Below are 16,412 nucleotides of genomic sequence, written 5' to 3'. Positions count from 1 at the left end.
GATGGATAATAAAGAGCTTCCCAAATTACTTTTCAAAGAAGATTTAGAGTTGATAGGATTTGAGATTCTAACAATGAAGAGCTTTTATAACAAGTATGATACCTCTTTACTAACTCCACCAAAAGTTCTGAAGTTTTATGAAATTCTTTTCATTGAAAATGGTAAAGGTGAGCATTATATAGATTTTGAAACCTATAATTTCAAAAAAGGAAGCATTTTATTTGTGGGTAAAAACCAAGTGCATTCTTGGCAAAAGCATAGAAGTAGTAATGGTTATATTATTTTGTTTACAGAAAATTTCTTGTATAAAAATCAACTGCGATTTAATGAATTAACATACAGTTATCCTTATAATACAGCATTATACAGTCCAATAACTAATATCAAAGAAAAGAAACATTTTAGTACTTTTTTAGGTTTAATTCAACTCATTCATAAAGAATATGAAAGTGTCGAATATCAATTAAAACAAGAAGTATTGCAAACATTATTGCGGACTTTAATTTTAAAGGTACAATCTCAACTTCTCCCTATAGAATTAGTAGAAAACCAAGAAAAGACTTTATTCATTGAATTTCAAAAGGCTTTAGACCAGCATATATTCCACACAAGGAATGCTGTTGATTATATAAACATGTTAGGTTGTTCTGGTCACCAACTTAATAAGGCGGTTAAGTCATTTACTAATAAATCAGTAAAAGTGTTTATTGACTCAATGCTCATATTGCATGCCAAGCGGTATCTTGCTCAGAGCCATAATAACGTTAGCGAAGTATCTTATCTTCTTGGTTTTGATGAAACTACCAATTTTGCAAAGTTTTTCAAAAAACACACCAATCAAACACCTAGTCAATTTAAGGATGCTATTCTAAAATAGATTTATGTTTTGAGATTTACCCTTATTTACATCTTTTTTAAATAATTCACCTTTCACAACAATTAGCTCAACTTTAATTTTGTGGTGTAAATAAATATAGAATTTATGCCATTCAAAATCAAGGAAATAGAAGCTAAATCCATTATTGGAACAACTCAAGTTCCCAGCGCAGATTATGTAATAAATCCATATACAGGTTGCCAATTTGCATGTATGTATTGCTTTGCCAGTTTTATGGGACGATTTGTTGGAGAAACAAATAATAATTGGGGAAACTATGTATATGTAAAGACGAATGCAATTGAATTAATGGAAAAAGATATTCAGCGATTAATGAGGAAAAATCCACATCCAAAGATTGCAATGAGTACAGTGACTGATCCTTATCAAGGTGTAGAAAAAAAGTACCGTTTAAGTCGAGGCATTTTAGAAGTACTTGCAAAAAACAAGTATCAAGGAAGAGTAGGTATTTTAACTAAATCGCCAATGATATTAGATGATTTAGAGCTGTTAAAGAAAATTCCAAATCTAGAAGTTGGGATGTCGATTACTACAACAGATGATAAGTTAAGTCGATTTCTAGAAGTAAAAGCGCCACTGGCAAGCTCAAGATTAAGAACATTAAAAAAGTTAAATGATGCGGGTATTAAAACCTATGTGTTTATAGGACCTTTTTTGCCTCATATGAAATTAAAACCAGAATTAATTGACAAGCTGTTTTCTGAAATAAAAGCTGCTGGAACTAACGATGTAAAAATTGAATATTTAAATCTTCCTAAATATGTTCGTCCGAAAATGAACAAACTATTAAAAGAAGAAAGTCAAGAAATTCAAGATGTATATACAACATCTCAACTTAAAAAATATCGAGAACAAATAGAGCCAATTTTAAGAGAAAACCTTTTAAAACATGATCTAAAATTAAAGTTTGATGAAATTATTCATCATATAACCGATCAAAATTTAGTAGAATGAAACACTTAAAAACAATTGTAGTACTTATTGTAACAATAGCTAGCATAAATCTAACTATGGCCCAAGACAAACCAACAGATACTTCTTTAGAACAAGTAAAAAAAGAAGCAGAAGCGAAGAAACCGGAACATTTACTAGATGGAACATCCATGAACTATTATTATCAAAATGGAGGTGGAATACACATTGAGTTTTATAATGGCATGTTAAAATATCAATGGATTGTAGGTCCAAGAAAAGGGAACGGCAATAAAGATTTGCCGTATAGCTCTAGAAAAATTGGAGATAAAATGTATATCGTTAGTTGGTTAGAAGCTTCTCATCCAGATTACACAACACTAATCTTCAATTTCAATAATAATGTGATGTATTCTTCAGGAATATTTCGATTCGGGACAAAAAATCAATTCACGCGATTTGATGGTGGCATCATTGAAGATTTGACTTTAGTAGAAAAATAAGTATCAACTGTGGAAAATATAAAAACATATATACACTATGTTACCAAAGCCATTGAATTCATTGGAATATTGGTCATCTTCTTTGGAACGGTATATTCAATAGTCACATTTTTAATTTCTATTAAAAAGAAAAACCTAGCAGCTTACATAAGCTTAAGACAATCTTTAGGTAAATCTATCCTTTTGGGTTTAGAAATCTTAATAGCTGCAGACATCATGGAAACCGTTACTACAGAACCAACACTAAGGTCAGCTGCCGTTTTGGGACTAATTGTACTCATTAGAACGTTTATGAGTATGTCTTTAGAAGTAGAATTAGAAGGCAAATTTCCTTGGCAAAAAACAATTAATAATTAATCTTTAAAACAAAAGAAATGAACACACTAACACACAAATTATCGATTTTAATGCTTTGCATGTACACATTAGTGTCATGTCAATCAAATCAAAAAGAAGAAATTAAAGCAATTGCTCAAAATGTAGAGCAGAAAGTAGAAGCGAAATCCGAAATTTCAAAAAGAGACAAGGCAATAGCAGTCTTACAAGCTTTCCAGACTGGAGATGCAACTGCTATGAAAAACTATGTGAACCCTAATAAATATATTCAGCATAATCCTGGTTTTCCAAATGGAATAGGACCAGTGATTGGAGCTGTCGAATCTGGAGCCTTTAAAGGAACTCTTGTAAACACCTATAGAACTATCTCTGATGGTGATTTTGTAGTGTTACAATCTCTATATAGTGGTGCATGGAATAATAAAAAACCATTGGTTGTAATTGACGTATTTAGGTTTGAGGATGGACTTATTGTTGAGCATTGGGATAATATGATGGCATTAGCTTCAAAACCAAACCCAAGTGGGAACACACAATTAGATGGTGTGACTAAACAAAATGAAATAGACAAAACAGAAGCTAATAAAGCATTGGGTAAAAACTATATAAATACACTTTTAGTTCAAGGAGATGTAAGTAAAATAGACAATTTTATAGCAAATAATGTTTACATTCAGCATCATCCTGATATTGCAAATGGAGCAACTGGTTTGCAAGCAGCCTTGGGAGAGTTTGCCAAAAAAGGTATAGTAATGGAATATGATAAAATACATGCTGTATATGGAGAAGGTAGTTTTGTTCTAGTGATGTCTTCTGGGAAGTTTGCTGGTCAACCATATGCATATTTTGATTTTTTAGGTACTCAAGATGGAAAAATTAATCAGCATTGGGGAATTATGGCACCTATTCCACCAAAATCTGAATGGAAAAATGATAATGGAAAATTTTAAGAAATAATAATTATGAGTAAAAAATTAGAAACTGCTAAAAACCTTTATTTAAAAGGTATTAAAGAAGGACATATTGATGTTGTAGATAAATACACAGGAGCTCGTTATACACAACATAGCACAGGTGTTCCTGATGGAGCTGCTGGATTTAAAGAATTCTTCGCAGATTTTTTAAACAGAACTAATGACAGAGATATTCGAGTGATTAGAGCGATTGAAGATGGCAGACATGTATTTGTTCATGTTTATCAGGATATTGACAACGGAAAGGCAAAATGGGTAACTACTGATATGTTCGACACAGATGAAAATGATAAAATGATTGAGCATTGGGATGTGATAGCTGCTTATACTGAAGTAGAAGATACAGTTTCTGGCAATGATGTAGTACTTGGTGATTTTGAATTAAACGATTTAGATAAAACTGAAGAGAACAAAGAAATTGTAAAGAACCTCATTAATAACGTATTTCAGAATGGTAAATACGATATGATAGATCAGTACATCCACAAGGATTATATTCAGCATGCTGCGCATTTACCGAACGGGATAGAACCAATAAAGCAATTATTAGCTGAAAAAGATATCTATTACGATTTTATTTTTAAGATAATAGGACAAGGAAATTATGTAGTAAGCTACTGCAAGATTGTTATAGAAGGAAATGAGTTTGCAGGATTCGATATTTTTAGAATTGAAGACGGGATGATTGTAGAACATTGGGACAATAAAGAGCCTATTCCACCACGTTCTGAATTGACAAATAGCGGGAAATTTTAAATTCCTTGATTAATAGCGAAGGATTTCACAAGTTTAATAACTTGTGGAATCTTTTACAATTTGGACCGCCTTTCATCCTAATGAGAAATAGTAGTTTACAGAATTTGACTTGTTAAATATTATGCTAGAACAATTTAAAATAGATGTTGATAATGGATTATCTGCAATACCAAAATATTTACCTTCTAAATATTTTTATGATGACAATGGTAGCCAAATTTTTCAAGAGATTATGGCTATGCCAGAGTATTATTTAACAGATTCTGAATTTGTAATACTATCACTTCAAGCAAAACAAATTGCTGATGCTTTAAATTTTGATTGCTCATTTAATATTATTGAGCTTGGTGCTGGAGATGGTTATAAAACTATTAAGCTTTTAAAGAACTTTATAGAACTTGGTTTAGAGTTTACGTATATTCCTGTTGATATTTCAAAAAAAGCAATTGATATTTTATTAGAAAAAGTAGCTAAAGAAATTCCAGGCTTAAAAGTAACACCTTTTGTAGGTGATTATTTTAAACTCTTAAGTACAATGCCAAATGATATATCAAGTTTAGTGTTGTTTTTAGGAAGTAATATTGGGAATTTTAAAAATGAAGAAGCAGAATATTTCTTAAAAAATATTCAAAACCATTTAAAACCAAATGACAAATTATTAATTGGTTTCGACTTACAGAAAAATCCAATTACTATAAAAAATGCTTACGACGATCCTCATGGAATTACTAAAGCATTTAACATGAATTTATTACACAGAATTAACAATGAATTAGGAGCAGATTTTAGGTTAGATAAATTCGATTTTTATTGTCATTACAATCCATTAAATGGAGAAGTTAGAAGTTATTTAATAAGTTTAAAACTGCAAGATGTTTATATTAAAGCTTTAGATAAAACCTATTCTTTTGATTATAATGAACTCATTTGGACAGAATTATCAAAGAAGTATTCCTTTGCCGAAATAGAGAATATTTGTAAATCTTCAAAGTTTAAATTGATTCATAATTTTTTAGATTTCAAGCATTACTTTACTGATAGTTTATGGAGTATTTAAATTATTACACTTCTCTCTAAGGTTAAAGTATTAGAAAAAATAAAAACTTTATAGAATGTAGGTGACTTTAGATTATCATTTCATTATTGAATATCTACCTTCAACAAGACTTATTACTATTTTCTATGATAATTATAATTTTTGACTAGAAACTTTTTAATGGTAGTTTCAAATTAGTTAGCAATAAATTCTTTAATAGGACAATCGATTATAACATTTGACACTTATTTGACATTTGATTGACACTTTTATCATTTGGTTGTTCTAGTTTTATCTCATCATCAAAATATAAACGAATATGAAAAAGCAAACAGTCATTACTTTTGTAATTATAACTAGTCTCATTATTGGAAGTATTAGTGCTTACAATTGGACATCAAAAAGCAGTACAAAGGATACAGTATTAAAAACTACTAGCACCATACCAATTGAAGATCAAAATATGGTGACCAACACTTTTAAAGTTTTTCCGGATTTTATATATGATATTGGTCCGCGATTTTCAGGAATTAAAAAATCGAAAATCAATACGATTACCTCTATTGAAGCGTTTTTAGATGATGAAATCATGTTAGAAATTGCTAAAGTGAAATCAACAAGTATTACCCTTATAGAAAATGAGGAAATGTCTAGCCATAGGGCAAAAGGGCAAAGTAAAATGCTTACCGATGCGCAAATCAACTTATTGAGAAATTCTACTTACTCTACTAATTTTGTAATGCGTGTAGATTATGAAGAAAAACCAAAAACAAATGGACATCAAACTGATAATTATCGAACACCACATCTTACTATTGTTCCAGAATATGAAGCAATATATTCTCATGGTAAAGCTGCTTTAAAATCATTTCTAAAAGAGAGTTGCCAATCGGTTTTAATCAATGTTGATCCAGAACAACTTAAACCAGCTAAGCTGTATTTTACTGTGAATAAAGAAGGAAATATAGAAGAGGTTAGTTTAGATAGAGCTTCAGGCTATCCTGAAGTAGATAAAAAAATGATTGAACTGATTAAAAACACACCAGGTACTTGGCAGCCTGCCAAAAATGATAAAGGCGAACCTGTAGATCAAAAATTGGTAGTATCCTTTGGTTTAATGGGATGTTAGTACAGTTGTATCTTATTATACTACTAAAAATCAAAAAAGACCTATTATCAGGTCTTTTTTTGATTTAAGTTACAACTTTACCAGATCTTAATACGATCGGTTTCAGCTCTATAATTGGCTTCTCCTTCCTTTACATCAAAGGCTTCATAGAATGGTGTAAAGTTCATTAATGGTCCATTAACACGCCACATTGGCGGAGAATGTGGATCATTAGCCACATAGTTACGTAAAAATTCATCACGCATTTTTACACGCCAAATATTAGCTATAGATAAAAAGAAGCGTTGATTAGGTGTATAACCTCCTATTTTAGTAGTGTCTTGTCCTTGTTCAGTAAGTTTAAAAGCATCATATGCAATAGCAATCCCTCCATTATCTGCAGTGTTTTCACCAACAGTTAAAGCTCCTTTTAATTGCACACTATCCAATACTGTAAACGCATCATACTGCTCTACAATTTGATTGGTTTTAGCTTTAAACTTGGTATAATCTTCCTCGGTCCACCAATTAGTTACATTTCCGTTTTTATCATATTGTGCGCCTTGGTCATCAAATGCATGTGTGAATTCGTGACCTATTACCATACCTATGCCTCCATAGTTCAACGCGTCATCTGCATATAAATCGAAATATGGAGATTGAAGGATTCCCGCTGGGAATACGATTTCATTTAATGACGGATTATAATAGGCTGTTACTGTTGATGGTGTAGTGCCCCATTCATCACGATTAGGAGCTTTATTTAATTGTTTTAATTGGTATTCGTAATTATCTCTACGTAAAGCAACTACGTTTTCGAAAAATTGATTTCTATCTATACTAACATCATAGGTTCTCCATACATCAGGATACCCAATTTTTTTGTTTATTGCATGTAATTTATCCTTAGCTTTTATTTTAGTACTATCACTCATCCAATCTAGATTATCAATACGTTTTTCTAGGACTTTCTGAAAATTATTAACTAAATCTAAGGCACGCTTTTTTGCATCTTCATTAAAATAACGTTTCACATAAAGTTGTCCTAAAGCAAAACCAATTTGTTGGTCAACACGACGTACCATCTGTTTATCTCGAGGTTGTTGTTCTGTTTGACCAGATAGTACCTTTGAATACTCAAATGAGGCATCTTGGAAAGGTTTACTCAATATATTATCATGAGATCCTATGGAATTTGCCTTGAGATAAAGTTTCCAATCCTCAATAGGCACAGAAGCTAGCATTGTATTTAGGGCGTCATAATATGCAGGTTGCGCAACATCTATTGAATCTACATTTGCTCCTAAGGTTTCTAATATACCTGGCCAATTAATATTATCATGTTTGCTATCTAAATCTGAAATGAACATTTTATTATAGTTAGCTTTTACATCACGACGTTCAATTCTTGTTTTATGAGATTTGGCCAATTGTTTTTCAATTCCATAAACAATGTCTGCCTGCGCTTTAGCATTAGTATCACCAACCAATTCGAATAATCGTTTTATATATGCTTTATAAGCGTTTTGTATTTGTGCAACTGATGGGTCTTCAATAAAATAATAATCACGATCTGGTAAGCCAAGCCCAGTTTGTGTCATATGAAGGATATTTACAGAACTATTTTTTTGATCAGGAGAAATATAAGGTGCAAACATTGAATAATCACCTGTTTTTAGTTGTGATGTAACAAATTGAGTTAAGGATTCAATGTCTGAAATGGCGTCTATTCGATCCAAAATTGGTTGAATCGGTTTTATACCACGTGCATTAATGCTAGTTGTATCCATACCAGAAGCATAAAAATCTCCAACAAGTTGCTCTACACTTCCTTTTGAATGCTCAGTTTTTGACACGTCTTCCAGAATATTTTTCAGTAATTCTTGCTGTGGAATGTTTAAAAATCGATATGCTCCAACTCCAACTTGATCATCTGCAATCACAGCATTGTCCATCCATGATTTATTAACGTGATTAAAGAAATTATCTCCAGGTTTGATTGAGGAATCGATGCCATCTATAATTATAGGTTTGATATCGATATCATTATTAGCTGTTGCCGTTTCTTTTTTACAAGACATACAAACTAATACTACTAATGCAAAGTAGTGCAATGTTTTCATAATTAAACGTTTTTTGATTTTTCTCAAAGATATGGATTTCATCGTGTTTAATGCAATCCTAATAAATAGCACATTTACAATAATTGAAGTTTTTTACAAATGTAATCTGATTTTTAATTGCTATTAGTTTCAGATTTATTCAGGAATATTTTATATATTTATCCTAAGTAATTCTTTTTTAAAGAGTTATAGTCTTCCTATATATTGCCTTAATAGCTTACAGGGTATCTTTTTATTCAGCATCATTTATGTTTTGATATACTGAATTATTTGTTTTGACTCTTGTATAAAAATTGTTTAAACTTTAATTATAAGCATTATGAGTAATATATATAAACCAGTAGTAAGAGCTGTTAGTGGTGATTATTATGGAGCCGCATTAGTAGGGACTTATTCAACCATTATTGGTTGGACTTTTGATGATGAAGCATTGCGAGATGGACTTCATGGTTTTGGGATTAAACGCATTTCTATAAATCCAGAAACCGATGAAATTATGAGTATTAAGTGGCTTGGTGGTTATAAGCGATTCAAGGCAACAGATACAGGCAAAGTAGAAGATGTTAGCTCTCTAGAGGCTCCATTTCAAAGATTTAGATGGAGCGATTATTCTCTTAAGCCTCACCGAAAATATACTTATGAAGTGTATCCATTACGAGGAACACCTGAAAATTTAACCCGAAATGAAGCTCCTTTAATTTTTAAAATTAGACCAACACAAGAAGTAGAAAACAAACTTGGTGTATATGTCAATAGAGGTGTCACTTCCTCTATGGCATATTTAAGCCGTTTTAAAAACAAAGCACCAAAAGATATTGGAAAAAATGCTTACCAATGGTTATCTCGTGGTTTAAAGGAATCTTTATTAGACTTCATAGCCCAAGCTAAATCTGGTGATGCATTGCATTGTATTATATATGAATTTCATGATAATGAAATTGCCCAAGCATTTTTAAAAGCAGAAGCTAAAGGTGTAGTGGTCAAAATTATTCATGATGCCAAGGCTGGTAAACATTCGACAGAAAAGACAGAAAAGGTAATCCATGACAACCAAATGGAACATTTGACAATACCAAGGGATAAAGTTAATATTAGTCATAACAAAGTAGTTATTCTTATCCGAAATCAGAAACCAAAGAAAGTATGGACTGCATCTGCTAATTTTAGCGAGAATGCATTTAATTTTCAAACTAATGCCGCAATCATGATTGATAATTCTGATGTTGCAGAACATTATGAAGCTTTTTTTAAAATACTAAAGCCTAACCCTACAAAAAAGTACACTAAAATTGCTAATAGATCACATATGGATACCATTAATGCGATTCAAGGTAGATATGCCGCAAAGACCTTCTTCTCTCCTATTTCGAAGAAAGATATTTTAATCACGGCCTGCGATCTTATTTTGAATGCAAAATCGATGGTTTTAATTAGTGCTCCTTTTGGAATGGATAAGCGATTAGTTGAAGCTATGGGAGCAAATGATGATGCCATCATCGAGTATGGCATAGTTAATAGTACAGCAAAACGAAGAATCAATGGATTGCATCATAAAAACACTAGGTTTTTCACACCAAATCGCTTAAAGACTTATATGGGACGAACTTGGGACGCGAAAGCATTTGGAGCACATAAAATACACACTAAAATTATTATAGTTGATCCTTATGGTGACAATCCAAAAGTGTTTTTTGGTTCTGCTAATTTCTCTGAAGCTTCCTGTTCTGATAACGATGAAAACGCAATGCTAATTCTTAATGACAAACGTTTGGCAGCTATTATGACAGTTGAATTTATGAGGATGTATGACCATTATAAATCGAGATATTATATCAGACGAACAGAAGATGAGAATAAGAAAATCAAAAAGCAGAACAAGGAACGATTGCTTCAAGGTTTAGAACCTAAAGCTTTAAAAACAATCCCAATACACTTGTCTGATGATTTTTCCTGGAGTAGAACATCCTACTCGCCTACACCTTTTAGTCATAAATTTCAAGACAGAATTGTGTTTTCGGGGCAATAATTATCTTAAAGTCATATTGTTAATATTATTTGTAAGATTCTAACAACAAATTAACATTTTGGACGTTTAAATTTTTTAAATTCGTCAATCAAAAATTAGCAGTATTTATTTCGGTAAAATGAAATTAATTAGTTCATCCCTTCTCACTTTATGTTGCTTTTTTGGGCTTTCTGCTCAAAAAGAAACTCAACTCAATGTTGATATTTCAGATTTTAAAATTGAAGTCGTAAAAGATTCTGTTACGCCAAATGTAACAATTGAAAAAGATAGTATTAAACCTATCGATATTAAAGCTGAATATTGGGATCACGCTGTTTATAATCCTTATAAAAATGTAGAAGTTAAATTTCCGCTGAAACTAAACTTTAAAGAAAAGAACTATAGTTCTCCTATTAGCAAAGACAAGGTTATTACCTCAAGATATGGTTGGCGAAGAGGTCGAGCCCACAGAGGTATTGATATCGATTTGGTAACGGGTGATAGTTTGTTCGCTATGTTTGATGGTGTTGTTCGAATGTCTCGTTACAGCAGAGGTCATGGAAAAACCGTTGTCGTGAGACATTATAATGGTTTAGAAACAGTTTATGCGCATCTTTCGGCTTACGGTGTTAAAGAAAATGATAGTGTGTTTAAAGGACAATACCTAGGTAAAGGTGGTGTTTCAGGTAATGCTAGAGGAAGTCACTTGCATTTAGTTGTTAATTATAAAGGGGTTTCTATTAACCCTGAATACTTATTTAATTTTGACGAGACTAATGCAATTAGAGCTGAAGAAATATGGATTACTAAAACGTGGACACGTCCAATTGCTCATAATTCGAAGAGACAAAGTAAGTTGAACCTATTGCTTTCAGAAGAAGATGCAATTGCTAGTTTAATTAAGCAGAAATCCATTTATGTAGTTAAGCGAGGTGATACACTTTCGCGCATCTCGAAGCGTAATAATGTATCAATAGCGTCCATTTGTAAGACCAATACAATTAGTAGAAATTCGGTGTTAAAAATTGGTCAAAAATTAGTAATAGAGAAATAATATCTATTAGTATTTAAAAATATAGACGTATTATTTAGTTGCTTCACTACCTGAATTTAAAATAATATCTTTTTCTACAACTAATAAACCTTCTACCTTTTTAGGTTTAAGAATTCTTGTAGGATCTCCTTTTTTTGCCATTCGCTTTCTACACAGTTTAGATAATAAAGGATCATCATCAAAAAGGAAACTTGCGATATCATATTCAGGTTTTGAAGGTTCTTTTATTGAAGGAAACAATTGTTGTAGTTGATTGTAGCGTCTATCATTACCCGGAACAAACGTAAAAAAGGTATACTTTCCGTTGGCATCAGTTTTAATCCATGCTCTATGATGAACATAACGCTTGTCTTTAGTATCTCTTAAATCGAAATCACCATCCTCGTCAGCTTGCTCTATATAAAGAATTACGTCTTTAGCTGGAGTTATACCATCGCTTTCATAAATAGTACCAGAAATTTTAAGTTTGTTTGTTTTAGCATTTAAGTCTGGTATACTATCTGTATTATTGAGTTGCGTTTCGCTATAATCATAAATAGGATGATTACTTAAATCATCTTGAGCATTAACTAAGATATTGCCAGAAAAAAAGAAGGTGAAAGACAGTATTGCTATTAAACATTTCATGGGTTAAGTATTATAGATTTATTCAAAATTGAGGCATAAAATCCATAACACCTTAAAAATCATATGAATGCATATTTTTTTGCGACGAAATGAATATATACGCAAAATTTACCGATGAAATGAGACAATTATTTAAAGTAATAATCGAGATCTAAGTGTTTATTAAGTCACTTTTAAAGTCATCAAAATTGAAATCTTTATTAAATGAAATGACTTTTATAATCGAAATTTGAAAATTCAACTCATTTTTTAAATAGCAGTATTTTGATGAAAAAATGATGAAAAAGAGCAATAATAAAACTCAAAATATTGAAAAAATCACAAAAGTATTTCGTCGTATAAATTTGCATTTTATCCAATAAATAAGCGGTTTATCCAAGAAATATGCATTTCATGCGATAAAAAAGTTTGTAAAAAAAGTCGGAATAATGTTGTTTTTTTTAATAAAATGTATAGATTTGCTTGTCCTAGATTAACTAAAAAAACTAAAAATGAAGACAAAACCTACTCTATTAAGCGTCATTTTACTTCTGATGATTACTATCGGATATGCGCAAAAAAAGAACGCTCAAGTTAATATAATTAGTGGTAAAGTAAATATCTCTAAATATCATAGTCATGATGATTTAAATAGAATGACTAAAGGTGAATTATTAAATTTATATATAGAGCGTATTGAAGTTATAGTAAATATTCTTCCAAATATCGCGTTTGCAACAAAGCCTGGAGTAACAATGTCCTCTTTGGGTATTCCAGAAACTAAGGAAAACAAAAAAGCCTTAGAAGCGAATAAAGAAGCATCTGTTGAATATTTTGATAGCACTGTAGAATTTCAAAAATCTATTCTACCCTATTCTGATACACGAGATCTTATTGCTGCTATTTTGTTTTACGAAGAAACACTCAAATCATTACATACATATAATGATTACAAAACGGATTAGTCTATTTTTACTTATATTTAATTTGAATTAAACCTCGGCTATTTTTGCTGAGGTTTTTTTATAACTTCTCTTTTTTTATAAGCGTTTGATATCATGGCAGTTAAATAATTGACAGAACAAAACGTATTGATAATTAATAATTGTAAGAAAATACATATAAACTAGTGTAGAAAGTGCATTTCGTCGATATTATTTGCATTTCATGTATAAAGTACTTATGTTTGATACTTATATTTTAGTACCCCAAATCTAAATTAATGAATTTAACCGCGATGAAAAAAATTACTCTTATTACAATTGCCTTTATTTTAGTTTACGGCAATGTGTTCTCTCAGCAAGAAAAAGGAATAATCGGTTATAATAACTGGCTTAATCCTTGGACCGAATTCAAACCTAATAAAGTTGAATACGGAGCACCTACTCAAATTTTAAGTGGCAACATCACAAAAAATAAAAAATTATATAAACGAGATATTTATCTTTTACTCGGAGATGTATTTGTAACAGATAGCACTACCCTTACTATCGAGCCTGGAACTGTTATAATTGGAGATTTTAAAACTAAAGGATCTCTTACAATTAGTAACGGATCAAAAATTATTGCAGATGGAACTCATACAGATCCAATCATATTTACATCTAGTAGAAGTGTTAAAAAGCCAGGTGATTGGGGAGGACTTTTTATTCTCGGCAATGCACCTACTAATAAGTTTGGTAATGAATCTTCTATAAATTACGGCTTAGAAACAAAAAAAGCCAATAGTATTAGCTATGGTGGCAATAATCCAGATAGTTACTCAGGTATTCTTCGATATGTTCGCATTGAATATGCTGGAAAACGAACTAAGAATTTCGGATATTTTAATGGTCTTACCCTTGCTGGTGTAGGTCACCAAACACTAATAGAGAATGTTATGGTTAGCTATTGTGAAGGAAATTCATTTAATATTATGGGAGGAAATATCATTCTTGATAAAATGGTGTCATACAAATCTAGTGGAAATGATTACGAATTTAATTATGGTGCGCAATGCAAAATAAATAATTCATTAGCAATTAGATCACCTTATGTATCAGGAGCTGATAAGTCTAGATGTATGTATGTGTCAGATTATGACATTAAAGATGAAGCAGATTTTTCTAAAAAACAAACATCGATTAAAGCTGAAAACTTAACCTTGATAAACATTAGCGATGACTTACAACAAGACATTAAAATAGGTTTGGTAAATGAAGCTATATATATTGGTGCAGACACTTCGTTTGAAATAGATAAGAGTGTGATATCTGGGTTTAATCCTGCAGTAATTTTTGATTATAACATCAAAATAAATAGCGAAAATCTAAATAAGATAAGCTTCACTAGAACTTATTTTAATAATTGTAAGGGTAATATTTTTGTCGAAAATATTACAAATAATGAAGACTTAGAAAATTGGTATGGTAATAGAGCATTTAACAATGTTTACTCTAAAGGACCAGATTCTGAAACCTTTATAGATGCAAAAAGCTCAAAACGTCCAGACTATAGATTACAAATTAACAGAATTATAGCAGCCAACGATGATATTGATGATAACGATTAATGCTAATTGTTATCTTCAATATTAAAAGTATAATCTTAAAATAACAAAATCAGCTTATAGGATAAACAATTACGCCCCAAACTAAATGTACTACAAAAAATCCTCATATAAATTCCTTCTCGGACTTTGTTTTCTTGTTTTTATAATGCAAAACAATGTAAACGCCCAAATAGTTATTGGTACACCAAGCTTAGGGTTTAGTCAAGCTTGTGCTAGTGAGTCATTTAATACTTATAGCACGACTTTTGTATTTTCTCCAGAGAGTGGATTAAACGCCTCTAACCAATTCTCTATTGAATTGTCTGATGCCGATGGTGATTTTTCAAATGCTACAGTAGTATTTACATCTACTCCGGGAGAAGTAACAGTTTCACCTGCAACACTTGATTTTTCTATTCCGCAAACTACAGCTGGTGAAAACTATCGTATTAGAATTAAAAGTAGCTCGCCTGCTGCAACAAGCTCAAACTCGGCATCTTTTGCCGCATATTTTAAGCTACAAGACGAACCATTTACAATTAATAATTTAGTATCGACTGGTGCTTATTGTACAGGTGGAAGTTATTTGCTTACAATAGATAATCCAGGTTCTGGATCAAATGATTCTCCCCTCAATTACCCGTCTTTAACATTTAATTGGTATAAAGAAACTGGACCTACAACGTCTATTTTTATTGCTGAAGGAGCTTCTCTAACTGTAAGTGCCGAAGGCACATACTTTGTAGAAACAAATTACGGTACTTGTACTTCTAATTCATTTTCAAACCGAGTAACTATAAGCGAAGTGTCTTCTGGTGAAGCCAATGCAGAAATAGCTTCAAGTTTAGGGAACCCATTTTGCCCAGAACAAGGTTTAACAACCTTAAGTACTATTGGTGGTAATAGCTATCAATGGTTTAAGGATGGAGTTATAATTCCAGAAGCTACAAATCAAATGTATCAAACTAATGAATCTGGTATGTATGCAGTTCAAGTAGACTTAGGAGATTGCTCTGCTTCAGGATCAATAGAATTAGAAAGTGAATTGTTCACAGGATCTATTAATGTTGCTGAAACGAATACTATCGAAGATGGTGAATCATTATATGTTGAAGTTTCTACTACTGCAATTAGCCCAGAATATCAATGGTATTTAGATGGAACTTTAATTACTGATGCCACTGAAGATAATTACGATGCAACTAACTTCGGAAGTTATAAAATTGTAGTGACAGAAACTACAGGATGCTTGGGCTCAAGAGAATTTCTATTTGAGATTTCAGAAGCCATAGATCAATTTCCTGATGTTGCAAAGATTCCAAATGTTATCAGTCCAAATGGTGATAATATAAATGATACTTGGGTCATTCCAACTCAATATGTTAGCGGTACAAACACACAAGTTATGATAATGACAAATCGCGGAAAAGTGGTGCTAAAAACTAACGATTATTTAAATAATTGGCCAGCAAATGATCTTGGTCTAACCGCTATTAATCAGGTTTTTTATTATGTAATAACTACTGAAAATAACAAAACAAAAAAAGGATCAATAACAATAGTAAAGTAAT

The 16,412-nt window shown here is 31.3% G+C and carries 15 protein-coding genes; 13 read left to right on the top strand and 2 right to left on the bottom strand.

What is annotated here, in order from left to right:
• The first annotated feature begins 1 nt into the window (after position 1).
• The 8 genes from ACTU6T_RS14285 to ACTU6T_RS14250 all read left to right on the top strand — a co-directional run bounded on the left by ACTU6T_RS14285 (position 2) and on the right by ACTU6T_RS14250 (position 6,544).
• Positions 2–877 carry a helix-turn-helix domain-containing protein gene (locus tag ACTU6T_RS14285; protein WP_460218872.1) on the top strand — a complete coding sequence of 292 codons (876 nt, stop codon included), beginning with the start codon at positions 2–4 and terminating at the stop codon, positions 875–877.
• Positions 878–982: 105 nt separating this feature from the next.
• A complete protein-coding gene (locus ACTU6T_RS14280) occupies positions 983–1,852 on the top strand; it encodes an SPL family radical SAM protein (protein WP_460218871.1) in 870 nt (289 codons plus the stop codon).
• A complete protein-coding gene (locus ACTU6T_RS14275) occupies positions 1,849–2,313 on the top strand; it encodes a hypothetical protein (RefSeq protein WP_460218870.1) in 465 nt (154 codons plus the stop codon). Before ACTU6T_RS14280 ends, ACTU6T_RS14275 begins: the two co-directional genes overlap by 4 nt.
• Positions 2,314–2,322: 9 nt before the next feature.
• The gene (locus ACTU6T_RS14270) at positions 2,323–2,670 is read left to right on the top strand and encodes a DUF1622 domain-containing protein (protein ID WP_460218869.1); all 348 of its coding nucleotides are present in this window, start codon (positions 2,323–2,325) and stop codon (positions 2,668–2,670) included.
• 17 nt (positions 2,671–2,687) lie between these two features.
• Positions 2,688–3,599 (top strand): nuclear transport factor 2 family protein, encoded by a 912-nt coding sequence (locus ACTU6T_RS14265; RefSeq protein WP_460218868.1) that lies wholly within the window; start codon positions 2,688–2,690, stop codon positions 3,597–3,599.
• Positions 3,600–3,611: 12 nt separating this feature from the next.
• On the top strand, positions 3,612–4,379 hold the full coding sequence (locus tag ACTU6T_RS14260; RefSeq protein WP_460218867.1) for a nuclear transport factor 2 family protein: 768 nt from the start codon (positions 3,612–3,614) through the stop codon (positions 4,377–4,379).
• A 121-nt stretch (positions 4,380–4,500) separates the two neighbouring features.
• The gene (locus ACTU6T_RS14255) at positions 4,501–5,436 is read left to right on the top strand and encodes an L-histidine N(alpha)-methyltransferase (protein WP_460218866.1); all 936 of its coding nucleotides are present in this window, start codon (positions 4,501–4,503) and stop codon (positions 5,434–5,436) included.
• Positions 5,437–5,734: 298 nt separating this feature from the next.
• A complete protein-coding gene (locus ACTU6T_RS14250) occupies positions 5,735–6,544 on the top strand; it encodes an energy transducer TonB (protein WP_460218865.1) in 810 nt (269 codons plus the stop codon).
• Between the two features lie 77 nt (positions 6,545–6,621).
• On the opposite strand, the gene ACTU6T_RS14245 is transcribed toward ACTU6T_RS14250, so the two are convergent.
• Positions 6,622–8,646, bottom strand: a complete 2,025-nt coding sequence (locus tag ACTU6T_RS14245; protein WP_460218864.1) for a M13 family metallopeptidase — start codon at positions 8,644–8,646, stop codon at positions 6,622–6,624.
• Between the two features lie 319 nt (positions 8,647–8,965).
• Between ACTU6T_RS14245 and ACTU6T_RS14240 the strand changes: the two genes are divergently transcribed.
• Positions 8,966–10,672 carry a phospholipase D-like domain-containing protein gene (locus ACTU6T_RS14240; protein WP_460218863.1) on the top strand — a complete coding sequence of 569 codons (1,707 nt, stop codon included), beginning with the start codon at positions 8,966–8,968 and terminating at the stop codon, positions 10,670–10,672.
• 118 nt (positions 10,673–10,790) lie between these two features.
• Entirely contained in the window at positions 10,791–11,705 is a 915-nt protein-coding gene (locus ACTU6T_RS14235) for a peptidoglycan DD-metalloendopeptidase family protein (RefSeq protein ID WP_460218862.1), read from the top strand.
• Between the two features lie 30 nt (positions 11,706–11,735).
• Here the strand turns inward: ACTU6T_RS14235 and ACTU6T_RS14230 are convergent, their stop codons facing one another.
• On the bottom strand, positions 11,736–12,332 hold the full coding sequence (locus ACTU6T_RS14230; protein ID WP_460218861.1) for a hypothetical protein: 597 nt from the start codon (positions 12,330–12,332) through the stop codon (positions 11,736–11,738).
• A gap of 491 nt (positions 12,333–12,823) precedes the next feature.
• On the opposite strand from ACTU6T_RS14230, the gene ACTU6T_RS14225 reads away from it, so the two are divergent.
• The 3 genes from ACTU6T_RS14225 (at position 12,824) to ACTU6T_RS14215 (ending at position 16,411) form a co-directional block, all read left to right on the top strand.
• Positions 12,824–13,276 (top strand): hypothetical protein, encoded by a 453-nt coding sequence (locus ACTU6T_RS14225; protein ID WP_460218860.1) that lies wholly within the window; start codon positions 12,824–12,826, stop codon positions 13,274–13,276.
• Positions 13,277–13,548: 272 nt separating this feature from the next.
• The gene (locus tag ACTU6T_RS14220; RefSeq protein WP_460218859.1) at positions 13,549–14,862 is read left to right on the top strand and encodes a hypothetical protein; all 1,314 of its coding nucleotides are present in this window, start codon (positions 13,549–13,551) and stop codon (positions 14,860–14,862) included.
• Between the two features lie 145 nt (positions 14,863–15,007).
• Positions 15,008–16,411 carry a T9SS type B sorting domain-containing protein gene (locus tag ACTU6T_RS14215; protein ID WP_460218858.1) on the top strand — a complete coding sequence of 468 codons (1,404 nt, stop codon included), beginning with the start codon at positions 15,008–15,010 and terminating at the stop codon, positions 16,409–16,411.
• Position 16,412: the final 1 nt, after the last annotated feature.

The sequence above is a fragment of the Psychroserpens citreus genome, assembly GCF_055686305.1.
The sequence above is the reverse complement of the archived record's forward strand: the minus strand, read 5'-3'. Positions and strand labels throughout refer to the sequence as shown.

Coding starts and splice junctions, on each gene's coding strand:
- ACTU6T_RS14285 (WP_460218872.1), top strand. CDS start 2: ATGGATAATAAAGAGCTTCCCAAATTACTTTTCAAAGAAGATTTAGAG.
- ACTU6T_RS14280 (WP_460218871.1), top strand. CDS start 983: ATGCCATTCAAAATCAAGGAAATAGAAGCTAAATCCATTATTGGAACA.
- ACTU6T_RS14275 (WP_460218870.1), top strand. CDS start 1,849: ATGAAACACTTAAAAACAATTGTAGTACTTATTGTAACAATAGCTAGC.
- ACTU6T_RS14265 (WP_460218868.1), top strand. CDS start 2,688: ATGAACACACTAACACACAAATTATCGATTTTAATGCTTTGCATGTAC.
- ACTU6T_RS14260 (WP_460218867.1), top strand. CDS start 3,612: ATGAGTAAAAAATTAGAAACTGCTAAAAACCTTTATTTAAAAGGTATT.
- ACTU6T_RS14255 (WP_460218866.1), top strand. CDS start 4,501: ATGCTAGAACAATTTAAAATAGATGTTGATAATGGATTATCTGCAATA.
- ACTU6T_RS14250 (WP_460218865.1), top strand. CDS start 5,735: ATGAAAAAGCAAACAGTCATTACTTTTGTAATTATAACTAGTCTCATT.
- ACTU6T_RS14245 (WP_460218864.1), bottom strand. CDS start 8,646: ATGAAAACATTGCACTACTTTGCATTAGTAGTATTAGTTTGTATGTCT.
- ACTU6T_RS14240 (WP_460218863.1), top strand. CDS start 8,966: ATGAGTAATATATATAAACCAGTAGTAAGAGCTGTTAGTGGTGATTAT.
- ACTU6T_RS14235 (WP_460218862.1), top strand. CDS start 10,791: ATGAAATTAATTAGTTCATCCCTTCTCACTTTATGTTGCTTTTTTGGG.
- ACTU6T_RS14230 (WP_460218861.1), bottom strand. CDS start 12,332: ATGAAATGTTTAATAGCAATACTGTCTTTCACCTTCTTTTTTTCTGGC.
- ACTU6T_RS14225 (WP_460218860.1), top strand. CDS start 12,824: ATGAAGACAAAACCTACTCTATTAAGCGTCATTTTACTTCTGATGATT.
- ACTU6T_RS14220 (WP_460218859.1), top strand. CDS start 13,549: ATGAAAAAAATTACTCTTATTACAATTGCCTTTATTTTAGTTTACGGC.
- ACTU6T_RS14215 (WP_460218858.1), top strand. CDS start 15,008: ATGCAAAACAATGTAAACGCCCAAATAGTTATTGGTACACCAAGCTTA.